The sequence below is a fragment of the Robertmurraya sp. FSL W8-0741 genome (assembly GCF_038004005.1).
Lineage (GTDB): Bacteria > Bacillota > Bacilli > Bacillales > Cytobacillaceae > Robertmurraya > Robertmurraya siralis.
Genome location: NZ_JBBOQG010000001.1, coordinates 697,555 through 716,478, shown reverse-complemented (window position 1 = coordinate 716,478; position 18,924 = coordinate 697,555). Strand labels below are relative to the sequence as shown.

Below are 18,924 nucleotides of genomic sequence, written 5' to 3'. Positions count from 1 at the left end.
CCCTCCTGGTCCTAGTTTAGACCTCTACGCCCATTTTCTTCGCGTTCTCGATTGCGTCTTCAATTCGACCTACGAGACGGAAAGCATCTTCTGGAAGGTGGTCCCATTTACCTTCCAGAATTTCTTTGAAACCTTTAACAGTTTCTTTAACAGGTACGTATGAACCTGGCTGACCAGTGAACTGTTCAGCAACGTGGAAGTTTTGTGATAAGAATACTTGAATACGACGCGCACGTTGTACGACAAGCTTATCCTCTTCAGAAAGCTCATCCATACCTAACATCGCGATAATATCTTGTAATTCTTTATATTTTTGTAATGTGGATTGCACTTCACGAGCCACTTGGTAGTGCTCTTCACCAACAATTTCCGGTGACAATGCACGAGAAGTTGATGCAAGTGGATCCACCGCTGGGTAAATACCCATTTCAGAAAGTTTACGCTCAAGGTTCGTTGTTGCATCTAAGTGAGCGAATGTAGTTGCTGGAGCCGGATCCGTATAGTCATCGGCAGGAACATAAATCGCTTGGATAGATGTAACTGAACCAACATTTGTTGATGTGATACGTTCTTGAAGTTTACCCATTTCAGTAGCTAGTGTTGGTTGGTAACCAACGGCTGAAGGCATACGTCCTAAAAGGGCCGACACTTCTGAACCTGCTTGCGTGAAACGGAAAATGTTATCCATGAAGAAGAGAACGTCCTGTCCTTGTTCATCACGGAAATATTCAGCCATCGTTAAACCAGTAAGAGCAACACGCATACGTGCTCCTGGTGGCTCATTCATCTGACCGAATACCATCGCTGTTTTCTTAATAACGCCTGAATCAGTCATTTCATGATAAAGATCGTTACCTTCACGAGTACGCTCACCGACACCAGCGAATACCGAGATACCGCCGTGCTCTTGAGCGATGTTATTGATCAATTCCTGAATTAAAACGGTTTTACCTACACCGGCACCACCAAATAGACCGATTTTTCCACCCTTAATATACGGCGCAAGAAGATCTACTACTTTAATTCCAGTTTCAAGGATTTCAACTTCTGTTGAAAGCTGTTCAAAATTAGGTGCTTCTCTGTGAATAGAGTCACGACGAGATTCTGCCGGAATTGGCTCATCAAGATCGATATTTTCGCCAAGTACGTTAAATACACGTCCTAATGTAATGTCCCCTACAGGAACAGAGATTGGTTTACCAGTGTCAGTAACTTCAGCTCCACGTGTTAATCCGTCAGTTGAAGCCATAGCAATGGCACGAACTGTATCATCACCTAAATGAAGGGCAACTTCAAGAGTTAAGTTGATAGCAACTTCAGATTCGTTACGCGCTTCGTTAACGATTGTTAAAGCGTTATAGATTTCAGGTAGCTGTCCGCTTTCGAATTTCACGTCAACAACCGGACCCATAACTTGAACAACGCGTCCTATGTTCATCTTTTTCCCTCCTAATCACGTTCTCATAGCAAATAGAGTAGGAAGTCTAGGCTTCCCAACCTCCAATAAAATTTATGTTCTAATTCTTGCTCAATAGCTCACTTTACTCGCCGACTAAGCTATATTATTCTAACGCTGTAGCCCCACCAACGATTTCTGTAATTTCCTGCGTGATGGCAGCCTGTCTAGCACGGTTGAATAAGAGGCTGTATGAATCGATAAGTTCTTTGGCGTTATCGGTTGCACTTCTCATCGCGTTCATCCGAGCCGCATGCTCTCCCGCCTTACTATCTAAAAGGGCACCGAAAATTAAGCTTTCCGCATATTGAGGAAGTAATACTTCTAAAATCTCTTCTGCTGAAGGCTCGAATTCATAAGACATCGGCTTTTTAGAGGTAGCAATATCAGTGAGCGGAAGAATTTTCTTCTCGACAACATCGTTTTGAATAGCACTGACGAAATGATTGTAGTACATGTATAATTCATCAAACGCACCGTCAGCAAACATACCAATTGTTTTATTCACCGTGTCTTTTACCTCGTTAAACGTTGGCTGATTTGCGATTGCTGTTAAATCAAGGGCAATATTCATATCGCGCTTTCGGAAAAATTCGCGTCCTACTTTGCCTAAAGCAATGATGACAAACTCATCATTTGATTGATGGCGTTTTTGAATCGCTTGTAACGCTGCACGCAATACGTTACTGTTAAACGCACCTGCAAGTCCACGTTCGGCAGTAATGACCAAATATGCCGTTTTCTTGACGGGACGTTTGACCAACATCGGATGGGATGCATCACTGCTACCAAGCGCAACGGATGCAGTAACTTCTTGGATTTTCTCCATATAAGGGACAAATGCCTTTGCGTTACCTTCAGCACGACTAAAATTAGATGCCGCAACCATCTCCATCGCTTTCGTAATTTGGCTCATTTTCTTAGTAGAAGTGATTTTATTTTTTATATCACGTAATGATGCCACTCAGTTCTCACCACCTTATCAAGATTGTTCGGTTAAAGCACCTTTTAGGTTACTCCAACTCCTTTTTAGACGATATTACTCAGAAACTGCGAAAGATTTCTTGAATTCGTTAATCGCTGCCGCCATTTCTTCATCGGTCGGAAGCTCTTTCGTAGTAGCAATATGGTCTAACACATTCTTGTGATTGTGGTCTAACCATGAAAGGAATTCAGATTCAAAACGACGAATATCCTGTAATGGAATATCATCTAAGAAACCACGGGTTAACGCATATAGAATCGCAACTTGTTTTTCAACCTTTAATGGCTTGTTCAGATCCTGTTTGAGAATCTCTACTGTACGGGCACCACGATTTAATTTTGCTTGTGTTGCTTTATCTAGGTCTGATCCGAACTGAGCAAATGCTTCAAGTTCACGGTATGATGCAAGGTCTAGACGCAGCGTACCAGATACCTTTTTCATCGCTTTAATTTGCGCTGATCCACCAACACGCGATACTGAAAGACCTGGGTTAATCGCTGGACGAACACCAGAGAAGAATAGATCAGATTGTAAGAAAATTTGTCCATCTGTGATAGAGATAACGTTTGTTGGAATATAAGCAGAAACGTCACCAGCTTGTGTTTCGATGAATGGTAGTGCTGTGATTGAACCAGCACCTTTTGCATCGCTAAGCTTAGCGGCGCGCTCTAGCAAACGGCTGTGCAAGTAGAAAACATCCCCTGGATATGCTTCACGACCTGGAGGACGACGTAATAACAAGGAAAGCTCACGATATGCTGCAGCTTGCTTTGTTAAGTCATCATAGACAACTAATACATGTTTTCCGTTATACATAAATTCCTCAGCCATTGAAACACCAGCATAAGGAGCTAAGTATAGTAATGGAGCTGGTTGAGATGCAGAAGCTGTTACAACGATCGTGTAATCAAGTGCACCGTTTTTACGTAAAGTCTCAACAAGTCCACGAACGGTAGATTCTTTTTGCCCGATCGCTACGTAAATACAGATCATGTCTTGATCCTTCTGATTCAAGATTGTATCTACAGCAACGGATGTTTTACCAGTTTGGCGGTCACCAATGATTAACTCACGTTGTCCACGACCGATTGGCACTAGAGCGTCAATCGCTTTAATACCCGTTTGAAGCGGCTCATGAACGGATTTACGATCCATTACTCCTGGAGCTTGGCTTTCGATTGGACGAGACTTCGTTGTATTGATCGGCCCTAGACCATCCACTGGCTGACCGAGCGGATTAACGACACGACCGATTAACTCTTCACCTACAGGGACTTCCATGATCCGGCCTGTACGACGTACTTCGTCGCCTTCGCGGATTTCTGTGAATGGTCCCAAAATGATAATACCGACGTTATTCTCTTCAAGGTTTTGCGCCATACCCATAACGCCATTTGAAAATTCAAGAAGCTCCCCAGCCATGACATTGTCGAGGCCATGAGCACGGGCGATACCGTCACCGACTGTGATAACTGTACCTACATCACTCACTTGAATTTCCGACTGATAGTTTTCAATCTGCTTTTTTATCAGCGCACTAATTTCTTCAGCATTGATGCTCATGAGTTTCACCCCTATCTACGAATAGAATGCGTCAACATGACGCAATACGGTTCTAATAACAATAGGTTATTAACCTAAAAGTTTACGTTCCAAGCGCTCAAGTTTACCGCTTAAGCTGCCATCAAATATACGATTCCCAATGCGGATTTTAACTCCACCAAGCAAATTAGAATCGACAATATTATTAATACGAAGAGCTGATTTGCCTACTTTTTTTGCAAAGGTCGAAGACAAAGCTGCACGTTCCGCCTCTGTTAAAGGGCGAGTTGTAAAAACCTTAGCCTCTGCAATCCCTCTTTCTTCATTTGCCAATTGAATAAATTCATCGGCTATCGCTGCAATCTCATCTTCACGATGACGTTCAATTAATAGCATAAGTGTATTTAACACGAATGTGTTCATTTTAGAGAATGCCGTTTTTAAAATCTCTTTCTTCTGTTCAATTGGAAGCTTAGGAGATTTCAACACAGCATGCAACTCGGCATTATCTGCTACTACCTCTTTTACTACACGAAGCTCTGCTTCCATCTGGTCAAGAAGTTGATGTTCTTTGGAAAGCTGGAAAAGAGCTGTTGCATAGCGTTTTGCTACACTTGAGCTACTCATCTTTATCTCCCGCCTTCTTGAATATATTCATTAATCAACTTTTCTTGGTCTTCGACAGAAAGTTCTTTTTCAATCACTTTAGAAGCAATTAAAACAGATAAGGAAGCAACTTGATCACGGATTGCTGAAACAGCTTGTTCCTTCTGCTGTTCAATTTCAAGCTTGGCTGATTCTTTCATGCGATCAGCTTCAGTTCGAGCCAACGTAATAATTTCTTCACGTTGAAGATCCCCTTGCTTTTTCGCATTTTCAATTAAGATTTGTGCCTCTGTACGCGCTTCCTTTAAAAGATTGCGCTGCTCTTCCAATAACTTCTTCGCTTCGGCACGACTTTGTTCAGCCGACTCTATTTCATTAGCAATATGTTCTTCACGCTGTTTCATGATGCCCATTAATGGACCCCATGCAAGCTTTTTCACTAAAAAAAGCAATATCGCAAACATTGCGATTGTAAATAGTATATCTCCACTATTAAAAACACCCGCAGATGCGCCTAAAACAAAAGTATTACTTAACAACACGCTTGATTCACTCCCTTCAGAAAACACTGAAACATTAAGGAAAAGATTTAAAATTGATATAAGGATGAGTCAATTTCATCATTGCGCACATTAAGTTAAATAACGAACGTCTTTCAAATTTGTAAAAAACGTAGATTTATAACTGGCGGCAACCCATTATGAAATCGATTCAGACAGTTTAATTTAAGATAAAGGAAAGGCGAAGCTCCTAATATAGATCATCTTCGCCATTTGCTAAAACTATATACCCTATTATTGACCTATAGCCATAAACGCGATAACAACGGCCATAATAGGAATCGCCTCAACGAATGCTACCCCGATAAACATTGTTGTTTGTAACATTCCACGTGCTTCAGGTTGACGTGCGATCCCTTCAACTGTACGAGATACGATCAAACCATTTCCTAAACCTGCTCCTAATGCTGCTAAACCAATTGCGATTGCTGCTGCTATTGCACCCATTATTTTTCCTCCTTGATAGTTAAAGTTATTAAAGTTTTAGTTCAATTTATATTGAACCTATATTATTAATGGTCATGACTTACTTTGTGAGAAATATAGACCATTGACAATAAAGTGAAAATAAATGCTTGAATGGATCCGATAAAGACTGAGAAACCTTGCCATACGATGGTAAGCGGAGCTGCCGCTAGTACACCGATAAAACTTGATGTGGCTAAACCTGCTAGTAAAGATAATAAAATTTCACCTGCGTAAATATTTCCATAGAGACGAAGACCGAGTGTAAGCGTATTAGAGAATTCCTCGATTATTTTAAGTGGAAATATAAAACCTACTGGCTGGAAGTAAGAGCGCCCATATTCTTTTGCACCTTTGAGTTGTATGCCGTAATAGTGTGATAAAGCCACGACCATCGCCGCTAATGTAAGTGTAACGACGGGATCTGCAGTTGGCGATTTCCACCATAATGTGTGGTCTACTATAATTGCAAATGGTAAACCTAGCATATTGGAAACAAAAATAAACATAATAAGGGTTACCCCTAGAACATGAAATCTACCACCAGTTTTCCAATCCATAGAGCTATTGATGATATTCCTTACAAAATCCATTACCCATTCCATGAAGTTTTGTTTCCCAGTTGGTTTCATAGAAAGGTTGCGTGTGCAAACTACTGCAATAATTAATACAATGATACTCGCAACCGTAATCATGAGTACGTTTGATAGATTAAACCATAAGCCCATTATATTAATCATTGGAGATTCATGATTCAACAGTTATCACCTCTCTTTTCTCTATTTAGAAAGTAAAAATTTTGTAAAAAGAAAATCTATCATAATGACTATATAAGATGTCATTAATCCAAATATCACACTATAAAAATGAAACATTTCTGGATACTTCAAGGCTATCATTACTGCTAAGACGGCTGTTGCCATTCTTGAAAACATTCCGAGGGAACGAACTCTTTCTCCTCTTACAACAGCTTCTCCGAACCTTTCCATTCGTTTGGCCAAGAGCCACAAATTAAACAGACTCAAGGCTGTACCTAAAATCAGCCCAAGAAATATTGGCTTATAGTCTGTAAAACCCCAACCAAGTACATAGAAGGATAACAAAAAAAATAAGCTCCTTCGTTGCCTCATGTATGTTGTTTTAATATCCTGCATTATCTATTCTCCCGAAAAAAAATGTTGGATTAAGCGAATCGTAGAATATACCCCGACAGTTAGACCGATGAATAAGCCTATGATCAAAAAAAGAGGCTCGGTCTCTATTCGGCTGTCGATCCATCTACCTGTGAAGATACCAATCAGAACTGAACCGACTAATTGAGAAAGAATCGCGGACATTAACGCCATCGCTTGAAACGGGTGGCGGTTGCTTTGTTTCATAGTAACGCATCCTCTCTATTATTAAAGAGAACGGTAGGAAGGCTGTCAGGTGATTTCATATAAAATCAAAAGGTTAAAAACTTTCTTCTATGCGTATGTTGAAAACCTTATCATTTATACCCTTTGTAAGCATACAATAGCGACTATTTAATGTCAATTGGTTTGTAGGGAAAAAAAACACACATTCGAGTGGCAAATTTATGCGTGTTCACAAAATTTTCAAAAATACTTTTCGATAGATATTGCATTTTTTCTCCCTACTTGTTCCACATGTCATTTTTCAATAAAAAGAGTGGTTTCGATCATATCTTCTTGACCCGATTTTTTCGCAAATACCTGTGCAAGATAAAGTCCTTCTTCTGGTAGATCCTCCACTTTTATCTCTTCCTTTAACAAACCTTTTCCTACCATTCTTTTTGCATCCAAAAATCCAATAAATTGATACGTATCTGGATTAAATAAAGCAATGCCAAATTCTTCTGCCCCTCCAGGCAAATACACTTCATATTGATACATTCCTTCCTTATCTCCCACACCAAAATCAAATCCCATTACACGTGGATAGTTCGGTTCTTCTAGTACATACAAATAAGGAATTTGAATCTGTTGGGAACCCGCACGTAGACTTAAGTGACCATCATAAATTTTCTTTGTGAACGCAGTTGGGTCTACCATCATGTTAATTTCTAGCTGCTTTTTTTCCTTTGGTTTTAGAGTAAAAGAAAGAGGCAGATCCCATTCGATTCCCACTTCATTTTTAGGGATGACGAAGGAATATGATAATGTTTTGTTGCTGACATTTTCGACTGTTAGATATTGTTTATGTTTATGCTGATTTTCAGCCAGCTTGAATTTCCCAAACTGCAATGAGCCAGGAATTACAAGCGATTGTGTTTTGACAGCTTCATCCAGTTGAATTCTCCCAGCTCCTTGTTCGTACGTTCGATATGGCTTCCCCTTCATATTTGCCAGCGGTTTTGCCGTGTTCATTAAAGCGGCTTTGATTTGCTCCGGCGTCCAGTTTGGATGCGCCTGTTTTAGTATCGCACTAGCTCCCGCTACATGTGGTGCTGCCATGCTGGTCCCCTGTAAAGCTAGATAGCCCCCTGGAATCGTGCTTGTAATTGCCACTCCAGGAGCGACCACATCAGGCTTAATTTCCCATGTTGATGTGACCGGACCACGGGAACTAAAATCTGCTATTAAGTCCTTTTCTTCGATTACATCTGTTTTTGCAAAAGCTCCACTCAGCGCAAGCTCCTTGAGCCTTTTCCCGTCTTTCTTCGAAATCGTTGCGACTGGGAGCTCCACCTCGCTCTCGAGATTGCCGATAAAGCTTCCATTAATGTGGTTATAAATAATGACCGCCACTGCTCCTGCTTGCAAGGCATTATAAGCTTTTTCAGTAAATGTCAATTCTCCTCGTTCTACCAAGGCTATTTTCCCATTAACCGCTGTTAACTCTTCCCTTTTCCCTAAACCTCCGAGCGCTAACGGATAAGAACGGTCGAACTTCCATTGCTTTGATCCTTGCATGGGCTCCAGTCTGATTTTTCCGTCAAGTCCTTCCACCTGAAGGTACGGAATTTTCAACGGCGGAGTTGACGCTCCTACAGAAATCGCCTTCGTCGCAGTCCCCGGAGACCCAACTGTCCACATATTCGGACCGGAATTTCCCGATGACGTAACTGGTACAATCCCTTTCTCCGCTGCTTTATTTAAAGCAAGGCTTATCGGCAAATCAGGACCGTTAATTTCATTTCCAAGTGAGAGATTAAGAACATCTACTTTATCTTTTATCGCTTCTTCAATCGCAGCCAACACTTGCTCCGTCGTCCCCGAACCGCCAGGACCGAGCGCTCGATAGGCAATGACGTTCGCATCAGGCGCAACTCCGTTAATTCGTCCATTTGCTGCAATAATCCCTGCTACATGGGTGCCATGCAATGTCATTGGACCATCTTCTGCCTCTGACTCCATCGGGTCCTCATCCCCATCGACGAGGTCATGTCCGCTTTTATAGCTCCTGCTTAAATCCGGATGGTGATAATCGATACCTGTATCAATGACGCCAACGGTCACTCCTTTTCCTGTCAGCCTGTTGTTATGATCATCGAATATCCCCCGAACGCTTTGCCCTCCAATAATATCAATATTCTCAAGCTGTGCTTTATATGTTTTAACTGGGGATACAAGTTCTACTTTGTTCGATTGTGCTAGCTGTGCGAGCGTTTCTTTGCTGCCTTTTACCGAAAAACCGTTTAGTGCATGTTTGAAAATATGTCTTAGTTCTAAGTCGGGATAATGGTTGATGATGTTGCGAATGTCAGTTTCCGTCATTTCTTCGGGTAGTGTGACAATCGCCACTTTTTCTGTAAGAGGAGATTCCTCTGGGAGAGAAGGGCGCTGAAAATTTTGGGCATTTGTAGTTGTCGTTAAGGGGAAAAGAAATATTAGTAGAAGTAATATGATTTTTTTCATGAAAACACCCTCTTTTTTCACTAGAATGTTCTGATTGAGAGTGGAGTATGCATGAAAGTTTGGATTTTGTGGTTGGGTTAAGAGGCCTTGTGCTGTTTAGACGGTTGGATTGCTGTTGTTTTGGTGAGGATTGCGGGGGTTTCAGGGGGGATTGCGGGTCTTTTGTGATTTATTGCGGGTAAATCCAACAGGATTGCGGGTAATTTATAGGTTATTGCGGATTTGCGTAATTCAGCGAAATTCAAATACTTATTTTAGGTAACTACTTTGTGGATCACCAATGATAGATCACATTTTTGGTCGTTCCCGATTGTTCAAGTTCCATTCTTAATAGGAGTTCACGAACCACATGCCTAGACGACATATGAAGGAAGTCACGACATTGTTGATTATTTATGGTTTCCCCAAACAAATAGAGATAATCTTCTATCGCTTTTTTATAAGCTGTTTTTGAAGATGTAGCACAGGATGGACATGACCAGGTCCCATAACGATAATTCATCGGAATGAAATTACAGTTCGGGCATTGCACACCTGAATTGACTTCTGATTTTTGTAGTTTATATATCTCGAAAACATCTTGCTTTGATGGAGTGTGGTTTTTAATCATGGTCTTAGTAAGGCGCCGATAATCTTTTTCACTAATCTTTTGTTTATGCAAATTTTCAAATGGTTTTATTTTGCTTGGCAGGTGCTCAGCATGGAATACTTTCTTAAAAATTTCTGGATTATTGGATTTAATTATTGTTGAGGGGTTGCTAATGACTGCATAGCATTCGAGCGGAAGGATTGGAAGTTTACGCTCAAGAATCCATTTATTTAATTGTATTTTGTGCCTTTCCGCTTGAATGATCGGATTAGGAAAGCCTTCTTCAACCCCATTAAATGTTCTCGTGAATTGTTTCGAATGTTTATCAAAATATAAGGTTCCTATCATATTTTTGGTTTCAAGGCTGAGGAAAAAGTAAGGGGATACGACCAAGCTATCAATCTGAAACGTTTGTCCTGATTTAATTTTGAGGCGGATATCATGGATAACATCATACTTTTCTGGTAGAAACGTAAGGTGGTAGGATACATTTTGCTCACCACGTAAACCCGCTTTCCGCTTTGCTTGATCATCTAAGATAGATTGAATTTTCGGATGGTCTTTAGGTAACCTACGAAGAAGTACATCATTTTGCATAATTCTAAAGGGTTTATCTCTTTCTTTTAATATCATAATGGGTCTTTCACTCCTTATTATTAGATTAATAATGAAATTCGCTTCATATCCAGATTCTCCTGTTTAATTTCTGTGAACAGTTTACGAATTAGGAGTCAATTTAACTTGTTTAATAGGTACCAGCGGTAAGGATTGCGGGTGATCCGTGGGTGATTGCGGGTCTTTTGGCCATGATTGCGGGCATTTTGAGATTATTTCGGGTAAATCGAACAGGATTGCGGGTTAGTTGTAGTTGATTGCGGATTTGCGTAGACTCGAAAATTTTAGATACTAATTTTCAGAGATAAAACACACCTTCATATTGAAGGTGTGTTCCTTTTACTTGTCTAATGGATTATATGGTTCAGGTCGTGCATTCGTTTTGTCGAAATAATAGCGAATCGCCTCGCATATTCTGCGGGAGGCTTCGCCGTCACCGTATGGGTTTGTTGCTTTTGCCATTTTTTCATATGCCGTAGCATCGGTTAAAAGTTCAGTGGCGAGAGAGTAGATCGTTTCTTCATCAACGCCTGCAAGCTTTAATGTACCTGCTTCAATTCCCTCTGGTCTTTCGGTCGTATCACGAAGCACTAATACAGGTACGCCTAAAGATGGGGCTTCTTCTTGAACCCCGCCTGAATCTGTTAAAATTAGATGGGCACGGGCAGCTACATTGTGAAAATCAATGACATCGAGAGGTTCGATTAGACGAATGCGCGGATCATCTCCCAAAATCTCAGCCGCCAACTCGCGGACAACAGGATTCAAATGGACTGGGTAGACAACTTGAACATCCTTTTGCTCGTCGACAATGCGTTTGACAGCACGGAACATATTGCGCATCGGCTCACCTAAATTTTCACGGCGATGGGCTGTTAAAAGAATAAGTCGATCGCTGCCAAGACTTGACAGCACTTCATGATGATACTCTTCTTTTACCGTTGTCTTTAAAGCATCGATCGCTGTGTTTCCTGTAATGAAAATACTCTCTTCTTGCTTGTTTTCCCGGCGTAAATTTTCAGCAGATTTAGATGTTGGTGAAAAATGCAGATCCGCCATTACACCTGTTAACTGCCGATTCATTTCCTCTGGAAAAGGAGAATATTTATTCCACGTTCTTAACCCCGCCTCCACATGACCAACAACGATCTGATTGTAGAAGGCTGCCAGGCTAGCTACGAAGGTAGTCGTTGTATCGCCATGAACCAGGACAATATCCGGCTTCACTTCTTTCATAACTTTATCTAGACCTTCTAAGCCTCGAGTGGTTACGTCAATCAGCGTTTGGCGGTCCTTCATAATATTTAAATCATAGTCAGGAGTTATGCCAAAAATCGCCAGCACTTGATCTAGCATTTGACGATGTTGAGCAGTAACCGTCACAATCGATTCAAAGTACTCTGGGTATTTTTGCAGCTCTAAAACCAATGGGGCCATCTTAATTGCCTCAGGTCTGGTCCCAAAAATCGTCATTACTTTAATCGGCTTGTCCATTATGCACACTCTCTTTCCTTCTCATTCATGCCCCTATCGCCTTACTTCGTACCAAATAAACGATCTCCTGCGTCTCCTAAACCTGGGACGATATAGCCCTTTTCGTTGAGCTTTTCATCCAATGCCGCAATATAAATATCTACATCAGAATGAGCTTCTTTGACGGCTTCGACCCCTTCTGGAGCAGCGATTAGACACATAAATTTAATATTTTTAGCTCCGCGTTTCTTCAAAGAGTTAATTGCCTCGATCGCCGAACCACCTGTTGCAAGCATTGGGTCAACCACAATGAAATCTCTCTCTTCGACATCGCTTGGTAGCTTCACATAGTATTCAACTGGCTTTAACGTTTTCGGGTCCCGATAAAGTCCAATATGGCCAACTTTTGCTGCAGGAATAAGCTTAAGTACACCATCGACCATTCCAATTCCAGCACGTAAAATTGGAATGACACCAATTTTTTTCCCTGCCAATACCTTTGATTTCATAGTGCTGACTGGTGTTTGAATTTCAATTTCCTCCAAGGGCATGTCACGTGTAATTTCGAAAGCCATTAACGTTGCCACTTCATCAACTAGTTCACGAAATTCCTTTGTTCCAGTGTCCTTTTCACGGATGTATGTAAGTTTATGTTGGATTAAGGGGTGGTCAAAAACGTATACTTTTGCCATGCTACACTCTCCTTTTCTATTCACACTTCGTCTAATTTTACAGAAAAAGAGATCCAAGAGCAACTCCTATCCTAAATTGTTAAAGAAATGACATCTTCCCATATTACTCATAAGGGATAAAGTTAGCGTTATATTGGAAATTAAACTCTATTTCATATACAAAATTACTATTCTAATACGTCTTTAAGGGTGGTTTCAACCTTTTCCCAGTTTTGTCGATAGCTAATAAACCATTCGTCTTGACTCTTATTATAAGAAAGAGCTCGAATAATCACAGAGTCATTTTTTTCTGTTTGAGCGAGTAATTTTTGGATAACTTGAGATTCCGACAGGTCAGCACCTTCTGGTTTATAGTCAGGAAGTACTTCAACATAAAGAGCTTTTCCTTGAGCTGGGTTTGATGCCTTTATTGGTCCAGATTCATCAACTTTGACTCTTTGGCCAATCTTCAGCTTATCCTTTGCATCAGGGTATTTGTAGTAAATTCCACCATTGCCAACACCGTCGTCATCACTAAAATTCTGGAATGCTATACCTCTAACAAACATTTCATTTTCCGAAAGACCAAGCACAAATCTTCTTTCATCTGTTAACTTTGTGGTGTAAGGCTCATCTGGATATGTAATATCTGTTTCACCTTCTTTTGGAGCTAGACGTCCATCCTGTTTAATCACGGTGTCTCTTTCAGAAAATTCTTCTCGCAATACTTGTTGTTGTTCTTTTGTTAAAAAATTATGCTCAATTTCTATGGTTCCGGTTTTCACATCGACGCTCACTCCAAAAGAAAGACGTTCAGGTGTTGAATGCTGTTTGGCTATTTCGTTAGTAGCCCTATACACCTCCTCCATTAACTGATTATTTTCAGCCGTCGTATACGGAGTATAATAAATATAAATATACTTAGCCAGTATGTCTCCGTTATCCACTTTTTCTTGTAGAGTATCCACGAAACGTTGAAGTCTCTCATCCGCTTGTTTGATCCCTATCCAAATACCGTTTGGCTCAACGCCTGTTGCTTCATCCCCAAAGAAGACTACACCATTTTTCTCAAATTCCGCATTTCCACCATATATTTCTTCTAATATGGGGAGAACAACCGTTCCTTCGATTCCCTGAACAGCTAATTTTTCTGCATGTTCTTTTGTTGGTTCACCAAGCTGCTCATCTATAAAATCTTGTCTTTTATCTAACTCTTCCAATACCTTATCTCGCTTTGACGTATCATTTGTCGTTTGTTCTAATTTCGCAATAATACTTTGGTTATTGACTACTTCAATCGTTTCCCAGCCTGAGTTGTTTTCAGGATTTTGCGATTGACTTTTCAATTGCCCTCCATCCGCTTTCTGCTGCGTGGACGCTGTATCACATGCAGTTAAAAACAGAATGATAAGGAGAGAGGCGCCCCATTTCCATTTCATCATTAACTCCCTCGATTCTATTGACTTATATTCATTTAGACGAAGGAGTGAATATTTAAGTTACTATTTGCTTCCAGTTTTTCTCCTATTTCGGAGAAAAGTACGTTTCTGCAAGGATGAATCAAGAGGCCTCTCTTTGTGCCCACACAAGCTTACGGATGCTAACTTGCCCAATGCACTAACAACAAATCAATGTCCCCAAAAATAAAAGAGCGAGATTCCAGCAACAGAACTTCGCTCTTCTTCCATAATTATTGTTGTTGATATAACGGAAATCTACCTGTTAAGGCTTCCACTCGTTGTTTCGCCTCTTCAAGCTTTCCTTCATCTTCGTGATTTTTCAATGTAAAACCGATGATGGAGGCAATTTCTTCCATCTCTGTTTTACCAAAACCACGAGAGGTAACGGCAGCCGTTCCAATTCGAACGCCACTTGTTACAAACGGGCTTTCCGGATCATAGGGAATGGTATTTTTATTAACAGTGATTCCGACTTCATCGAGAACCTTTTCAGCGACTTTACCAGTAAGACCTAGTGAACGTACATCCACTAATAGAAGATGGTTGTCCGTTCCCCCAGAAACAAGGTTGAGCCCTTGCTTTTGCAGTTCTTCTGCTAAATGCTTAGCATTGGCAATAATATTCGCTGCATAATCCTTAAAGGAATCTTGTAGTGCCTCCCCAAATGCCACTGCTTTCGCAGCGATTACGTGCATAAGTGGACCGCCTTGAATTCCCGGAAAAATCGATTTATCAATCTTTTTCGCAAATTCTTCTTTGCAAAGAATCATGCCCCCGCGAGGACCGCGAAGGGTTTTATGCGTTGTTGTTGTAACAAAGTCAGCATAAGGAACTGGGTTTGGATGGAGACCAGCAGCGACAAGTCCTGCAATATGAGCCATATCCACCATTAAGTATGCACCCACTTCATCCGCGATTTCTCTGAAGCGTTTGAAATCGATCACACGAGGGTACGCACTTGCACCAGCAACAATCAGCTTCGGCTTATGTGTCCGTGCTTTTTCTAACACATCATCATAATTGATGGTGTGAGAAACTTCATCTACACCGTACTCGACAAAATTGTATTGAATACCAGAAAAATTAACAGGGCTTCCGTGTGTTAAATGGCCACCATGGGAAAGGTTCATTCCCAACACTGTTTCCCCTTGCTCTAAGATTGTGAAATAAACAGCCATATTTGCTTGAGCACCTGAGTGAGGTTGAACATTTACATGCTCTGCACCGAAAATTTGCTTTGCACGATCACGGGCTAAATCCTCGGCTATATCCACATATTCACAGCCACCGTAATAACGTCTGCCAGGGTAACCTTCTGCATATTTATTTGTTAATACAGAACCTTGCGCTTCCATCACTGCTTCACTCACAAAGTTTTCAGATGCAATAAGTTCGATTTTTGTACGTTGTCGACCTAATTCTTTTTGAATCGCTTGAAATACTTGCTCATCCTGCTGCGCCAAATGCTTCATCATAATCCCCCTCATATGTTTTATTTCTCCTGCCACATGCTTCCCATTTTAATCGTTAATAGAAAAATACGCAAGATGATTTACGAATGAAATCCGAATAATATTATATGATTATAATAAAAATGTTCGTTATTCCTCCCAATTCCAATAATCGAGCTCTCCAAGCCTTTCCCCTCGTATTTCGGGTACATCCTGAAGCTTCAGCAGTTCTTTTACCGGACCGGTCACTACTGCTCCATAGACGATAAATCCATTCTCCCGCAAATAATCATAGCGCTCTTTAAGATAGTCCAGCCCTAAAAACCCTTCGTAGTATCTCTTTGACTCTTCGGTGAGGAGGTTTTTCATATTGGTTAGCATCATTTTTTCATTTTCTTCTAGGTGTTCCTCTGATATAACGGTTATTTGTCCTTCCGATAAATAATCATCATCTATCTCTCGTCCTCCCGTAAGCCCAAAGGGACTCATAATTGAGATTTCTTCTCCTCCACCCCATCCTCCTGGTTGAAAAACGGTGAATTCACCTGTATAAAGCGGGGCCCATAATATATCAATATCATACGGTTTTAACAAATCAATAAGTTCTTCAGCTGTCATGAAATCAGTCGTTGAAAAGGCGAGCTCCCCTACCGTTCCTTCATGAAGTTTAGCTAACGTATCCCAAACCCTCGGATCCTCGTTAGCCTTTAGCCTGTCTCCTGTTTTAGGGTGTTCCGGTAAGGAAAAAGAAAAGTGATTGTCCTCAGGGATCGTCACATTGTCCAACGGCCGCGATGAAAACAACAGCGATTTACGAATGTTCATTTCGCCTACTTGCTTCTCCTCCTTCCCAATCGTCTTGAACAACGGGTAAGAGATCTTTTGCGTCAGAAATGGCGTAATTTCACTATCCACAAATCCGCCTATATCCCCATTTATGTTTGGATTTGTCCACTCTAAAGCAACTTTACTATAATACGCATGCTTTCTATCCAAATGTAGCGATTCATAACTAATGGAGACAATCATCATGTAGACCACGTACAGAAAAAAGAACACAATTAAGATGCGCAAAATTTTCATCGTTAACATAAAGCGATACTTTAATAAAATTTTTTTCTCCTTCTCCTTATTCCACTCATTCACGTTCTTCCCTCCAATTATTCTCTTTCGCTAATTGTAATAATTTCTTTCGCGCCCTGTGAATGGTCACTTTTACTTGACTTTCCGTCAAATCAAGTGCCTCGGCGATTTCTTTATAGCTAAATGATTCAAATTCTCTTAAATATAAAGTTGTTCTATATTGCTCTGGCAAAAATTTTAAGAAAGTATGTAGATCTTCCCTTTCCTCCATCTTTAATGCTTCTTCCTCAGGCAATCCATAAGGGCTGAGGATCTCATTTTCTTTTGTAAAAATTTCTGCAAAGGGAATTTTCTTTCTTCTCTGCCGCTTTCTCCACTCATCTATATAGACGTTTCTCGCCACTTTAAATAACCACGCTCGGACGTCCTCGCGATTATACTCTGACAGAGAAATCGTTGCTCGCACGAAGGTTTCCTGTGTTAAATCCTCTGCCAGTTCTTTCGAGCCCGACATTTTTAATAAAAAAAAGTACAGGGATTTCGCATATTGCCTGTATAAAATTTCAAGTTCATTTTTTCGAGTGCGCATGCTTTTTCCCCTTTAAAAAGTAATCCGTAAGGTACACGTCTCTCTTACTTTAAAGTTACACTAAAAATAAAAAAAGCTTCTACCGAATAGTAGAAGCAAAAAAATGTAGATGTATGCAAATTTTTTTAGAGGTTTTTAACATGATTTGTTTTCAGTTGTTCGTTCATATACCGCACGAGCACCACCAATTAGCTTCGGACGACTCGTTGCCAATGTAATATGAGCGTTTCCAAGCGTTTTTAATGAGACACGGACAGGAACAGCAACATGTTTAATATGCATACCAATCAGTGTATCGCCGATATCTATCCCTGCTTCTGCACGGATGTGTTCAACTAAAACCGGATCAGCAAAATGATGATAAGCATAGGTTGCCATTGCACCACCTGCATTACGAACAGGAATCACGGTTACTTCCTCAAGCCTTCGACTGTCTGACGTCTTTCGCTCAACAACGAGCGCCCGATTCAAATGTTCACAACATTGGAAAGCAAGCTGAACCCCGGTTTCATCAGCGAATTCTTTCACTTTTCGAAAAATCATTTCCGCAACTTCGATTGTCCCAGCAGTACCAATTTTTCGACCGACTACTTCACTTGTACTGCAGCCAATCACGAAAAGATGACCTTTCGCTATCGTTGTCTGCTCTTTAAATTCTCGTAAAATGGTTTCTAGCTGCTTTTCCCATTGCGATAATTCCATTACCATGCCCATACCTCCTTTTTAGGAAACTTAAAGTTGGTCCTCGTAGGCTGTAATTTTCCCGACACGTTTTTCATGGCGGCCACCTTCATAATGAGTGGACAACCACACCTTGGCAATTTCACGAGCCAATCCTGGTCCAATAACGCGCTCTCCCATCGCCAAAATATTACTATTATTATGCTCTCGAGTTGCCTTCGCACTAAACACATCGTGGACAAGTGCGCAGCGAATGCCTTTTACCTTATTTGCTGCAATGCTCATGCCAATTCCTGTTCCACAAATTAAGATGCCTCGATCAAATTCACCAGAAGCCACTTTTTCAGCAACTGGCAAGGCATAATCCGGATAGTCAACAGATGTTTCGCATTCGCAGCCAAAATCTTCATATTGAATACCCATCTCATCCATTAATTGCTTTAACTCTTGGCGGATATTCATTCCGCCGTGATCTGATGCAATTGCAACCTTCATATCTGTTTTCCTCCCATGCGCATTGTTTCCGAAATTAATATCGATTATATTTTGACACAATCCGCTATTTTTAACAATGAAACTCGTCACTCACTTACTGTTTTCGCCCAAGAACTGATTTATACTTTGGCTTTAACTTAAATATCCATTTTGTTCGGTGCGTCCATAACCAATAAACAATTTCAAGATTTTGTGCATTTGCAGTCCAAGGATACTGCAAAAAGACGATTAAAGTCTTTGAACCTACCAACAAAAAGCACTAATAAAGGCAGAAAGTACCTCAAACCTTGAAACTAATGACGGCTTAAATGGATATATCGGCGAAAATCGGAATATATCAGCG

Annotated in this window: 19 protein-coding genes; all 19 read right to left on the bottom strand. The window is 40.7% G+C overall.

The window, feature by feature from the left end; translation table 11 throughout:
• Positions 1–16 precede the first annotated feature (16 nt).
• The 19 genes from atpD to rpiB all read right to left on the bottom strand — a co-directional run bounded on the left by atpD (position 17) and on the right by rpiB (position 18,581).
• Complete coding sequence (gene atpD / locus NST02_RS03525) at positions 17–1,438, bottom strand: F0F1 ATP synthase subunit beta (RefSeq protein WP_095312056.1); 1,422 nt, start codon at positions 1,436–1,438, stop codon at positions 17–19.
• 124 nt (positions 1,439–1,562) lie between these two features.
• On the bottom strand, positions 1,563–2,420 hold the full coding sequence (gene atpG, locus NST02_RS03520) for an ATP synthase F1 subunit gamma (RefSeq protein ID WP_095312058.1): 858 nt from the start codon (positions 2,418–2,420) through the stop codon (positions 1,563–1,565).
• Positions 2,421–2,495: 75 nt separating this feature from the next.
• Positions 2,496–4,004, bottom strand: coding sequence for a F0F1 ATP synthase subunit alpha (gene atpA, locus NST02_RS03515; protein WP_095312060.1), 1,509 nt, complete (start codon positions 4,002–4,004; stop codon positions 2,496–2,498).
• Positions 4,005–4,073: 69 nt separating this feature from the next.
• A complete protein-coding gene (locus NST02_RS03510; RefSeq protein WP_095312062.1) occupies positions 4,074–4,610 on the bottom strand; it encodes a F0F1 ATP synthase subunit delta in 537 nt (178 codons plus the stop codon).
• A gap of 2 nt (positions 4,611–4,612) precedes the next feature.
• Positions 4,613–5,128, bottom strand: coding sequence for a F0F1 ATP synthase subunit B (locus NST02_RS03505; protein ID WP_095312253.1), 516 nt, complete (start codon positions 5,126–5,128; stop codon positions 4,613–4,615).
• 255 nt (positions 5,129–5,383) lie between these two features.
• Positions 5,384–5,596, bottom strand: a complete 213-nt coding sequence (atpE, locus tag NST02_RS03500; protein ID WP_095312064.1) for a F0F1 ATP synthase subunit C — start codon at positions 5,594–5,596, stop codon at positions 5,384–5,386.
• Positions 5,597–5,661: 65 nt separating this feature from the next.
• Positions 5,662–6,372 (bottom strand): F0F1 ATP synthase subunit A, encoded by a 711-nt coding sequence (gene atpB, locus NST02_RS03495; protein WP_095312065.1) that lies wholly within the window; start codon positions 6,370–6,372, stop codon positions 5,662–5,664.
• 21 nt (positions 6,373–6,393) lie between these two features.
• A complete protein-coding gene (locus NST02_RS03490) occupies positions 6,394–6,768 on the bottom strand; it encodes an ATP synthase subunit I (protein ID WP_095312067.1) in 375 nt (124 codons plus the stop codon).
• 3 nt (positions 6,769–6,771) lie between these two features.
• A complete protein-coding gene (locus NST02_RS03485; protein ID WP_095312069.1) occupies positions 6,772–6,993 on the bottom strand; it encodes an AtpZ/AtpI family protein in 222 nt (73 codons plus the stop codon).
• Positions 6,994–7,266: 273 nt separating this feature from the next.
• Entirely contained in the window at positions 7,267–9,474 is a 2,208-nt protein-coding gene (locus NST02_RS03480; protein WP_340948026.1) for a S8 family serine peptidase, read from the bottom strand.
• A gap of 274 nt (positions 9,475–9,748) precedes the next feature.
• Positions 9,749–10,696 carry a nuclease-related domain-containing protein gene (locus NST02_RS03475; RefSeq protein ID WP_095312073.1) on the bottom strand — a complete coding sequence of 316 codons (948 nt, stop codon included), beginning with the start codon at positions 10,694–10,696 and terminating at the stop codon, positions 9,749–9,751.
• 321 nt (positions 10,697–11,017) lie between these two features.
• Positions 11,018–12,172 (bottom strand): non-hydrolyzing UDP-N-acetylglucosamine 2-epimerase, encoded by a 1,155-nt coding sequence (wecB, locus tag NST02_RS03470; protein WP_095312075.1) that lies wholly within the window; start codon positions 12,170–12,172, stop codon positions 11,018–11,020.
• 41 nt (positions 12,173–12,213) lie between these two features.
• Entirely contained in the window at positions 12,214–12,843 is a 630-nt protein-coding gene (gene upp, locus NST02_RS03465; RefSeq protein ID WP_095312078.1) for a uracil phosphoribosyltransferase, read from the bottom strand.
• A 167-nt stretch (positions 12,844–13,010) separates the two neighbouring features.
• Positions 13,011–14,264, bottom strand: coding sequence for a hypothetical protein (locus NST02_RS03460; protein ID WP_340948023.1), 1,254 nt, complete (start codon positions 14,262–14,264; stop codon positions 13,011–13,013).
• A gap of 248 nt (positions 14,265–14,512) precedes the next feature.
• Positions 14,513–15,754 carry a serine hydroxymethyltransferase gene (gene glyA, locus NST02_RS03455; RefSeq protein WP_340949985.1) on the bottom strand — a complete coding sequence of 414 codons (1,242 nt, stop codon included), beginning with the start codon at positions 15,752–15,754 and terminating at the stop codon, positions 14,513–14,515.
• 129 nt (positions 15,755–15,883) lie between these two features.
• Positions 15,884–16,879: an anti-sigma factor gene (locus NST02_RS03450; protein WP_340948021.1), complete on the bottom strand. Its 996-nt coding sequence runs from the start codon at positions 16,877–16,879 to the stop codon at positions 15,884–15,886.
• The gene (locus NST02_RS03445) at positions 16,872–17,405 is read right to left on the bottom strand and encodes a sigma-70 family RNA polymerase sigma factor (RefSeq protein ID WP_095312088.1); all 534 of its coding nucleotides are present in this window, start codon (positions 17,403–17,405) and stop codon (positions 16,872–16,874) included. Before NST02_RS03445 ends, NST02_RS03450 begins: the two co-directional genes overlap by 8 nt.
• Positions 17,406–17,540: 135 nt before the next feature.
• The gene (locus tag NST02_RS03440; RefSeq protein WP_095312090.1) at positions 17,541–18,113 is read right to left on the bottom strand and encodes a TIGR01440 family protein; all 573 of its coding nucleotides are present in this window, start codon (positions 18,111–18,113) and stop codon (positions 17,541–17,543) included.
• Between the two features lie 24 nt (positions 18,114–18,137).
• The gene (gene rpiB, locus NST02_RS03435; protein WP_095312092.1) at positions 18,138–18,581 is read right to left on the bottom strand and encodes a ribose 5-phosphate isomerase B; all 444 of its coding nucleotides are present in this window, start codon (positions 18,579–18,581) and stop codon (positions 18,138–18,140) included.
• Between the last annotated feature and the right edge of the window lie 343 nt (positions 18,582–18,924).

Bases quoted from the DNA above. Each gene is read 5' to 3' on its own strand.
- atpD (WP_095312056.1), bottom strand. From the start codon at position 1,438: ATGAACATAGGACGCGTTGTTCAAGTTATGGGTCCGGTTGTTGACGTG.
- NST02_RS03480 (WP_340948026.1), bottom strand. From the start codon at position 9,474: ATGAAAAAAATCATATTACTTCTACTAATATTTCTTTTCCCCTTAACG.
- atpE (WP_095312064.1), bottom strand. From the start codon at position 5,596: ATGGGTGCAATAGCAGCAGCAATCGCAATTGGTTTAGCAGCATTAGGA.
- upp (WP_095312078.1), bottom strand. From the start codon at position 12,843: ATGGCAAAAGTATACGTTTTTGACCACCCCTTAATCCAACATAAACTT.
- NST02_RS03490 (WP_095312067.1), bottom strand. From the start codon at position 6,768: ATGCAGGATATTAAAACAACATACATGAGGCAACGAAGGAGCTTATTT.
- atpA (WP_095312060.1), bottom strand. From the start codon at position 4,004: ATGAGCATCAATGCTGAAGAAATTAGTGCGCTGATAAAAAAGCAGATT.
- glyA (WP_340949985.1), bottom strand. From the start codon at position 15,754: ATGAAGCATTTGGCGCAGCAGGATGAGCAAGTATTTCAAGCGATTCAA.
- NST02_RS03440 (WP_095312090.1), bottom strand. From the start codon at position 18,113: ATGGTAATGGAATTATCGCAATGGGAAAAGCAGCTAGAAACCATTTTA.
- NST02_RS03445 (WP_095312088.1), bottom strand. From the start codon at position 17,405: ATGCGCACTCGAAAAAATGAACTTGAAATTTTATACAGGCAATATGCG.
- rpiB (WP_095312092.1), bottom strand. From the start codon at position 18,581: ATGAAGGTTGCAATTGCATCAGATCACGGCGGAATGAATATCCGCCAA.
- NST02_RS03510 (WP_095312062.1), bottom strand. From the start codon at position 4,610: ATGAGTAGCTCAAGTGTAGCAAAACGCTATGCAACAGCTCTTTTCCAG.
- NST02_RS03485 (WP_095312069.1), bottom strand. From the start codon at position 6,993: ATGAAACAAAGCAACCGCCACCCGTTTCAAGCGATGGCGTTAATGTCC.
- NST02_RS03475 (WP_095312073.1), bottom strand. From the start codon at position 10,696: ATGATATTAAAAGAAAGAGATAAACCCTTTAGAATTATGCAAAATGAT.
- NST02_RS03460 (WP_340948023.1), bottom strand. From the start codon at position 14,264: ATGATGAAATGGAAATGGGGCGCCTCTCTCCTTATCATTCTGTTTTTA.
- wecB (WP_095312075.1), bottom strand. From the start codon at position 12,172: ATGGACAAGCCGATTAAAGTAATGACGATTTTTGGGACCAGACCTGAG.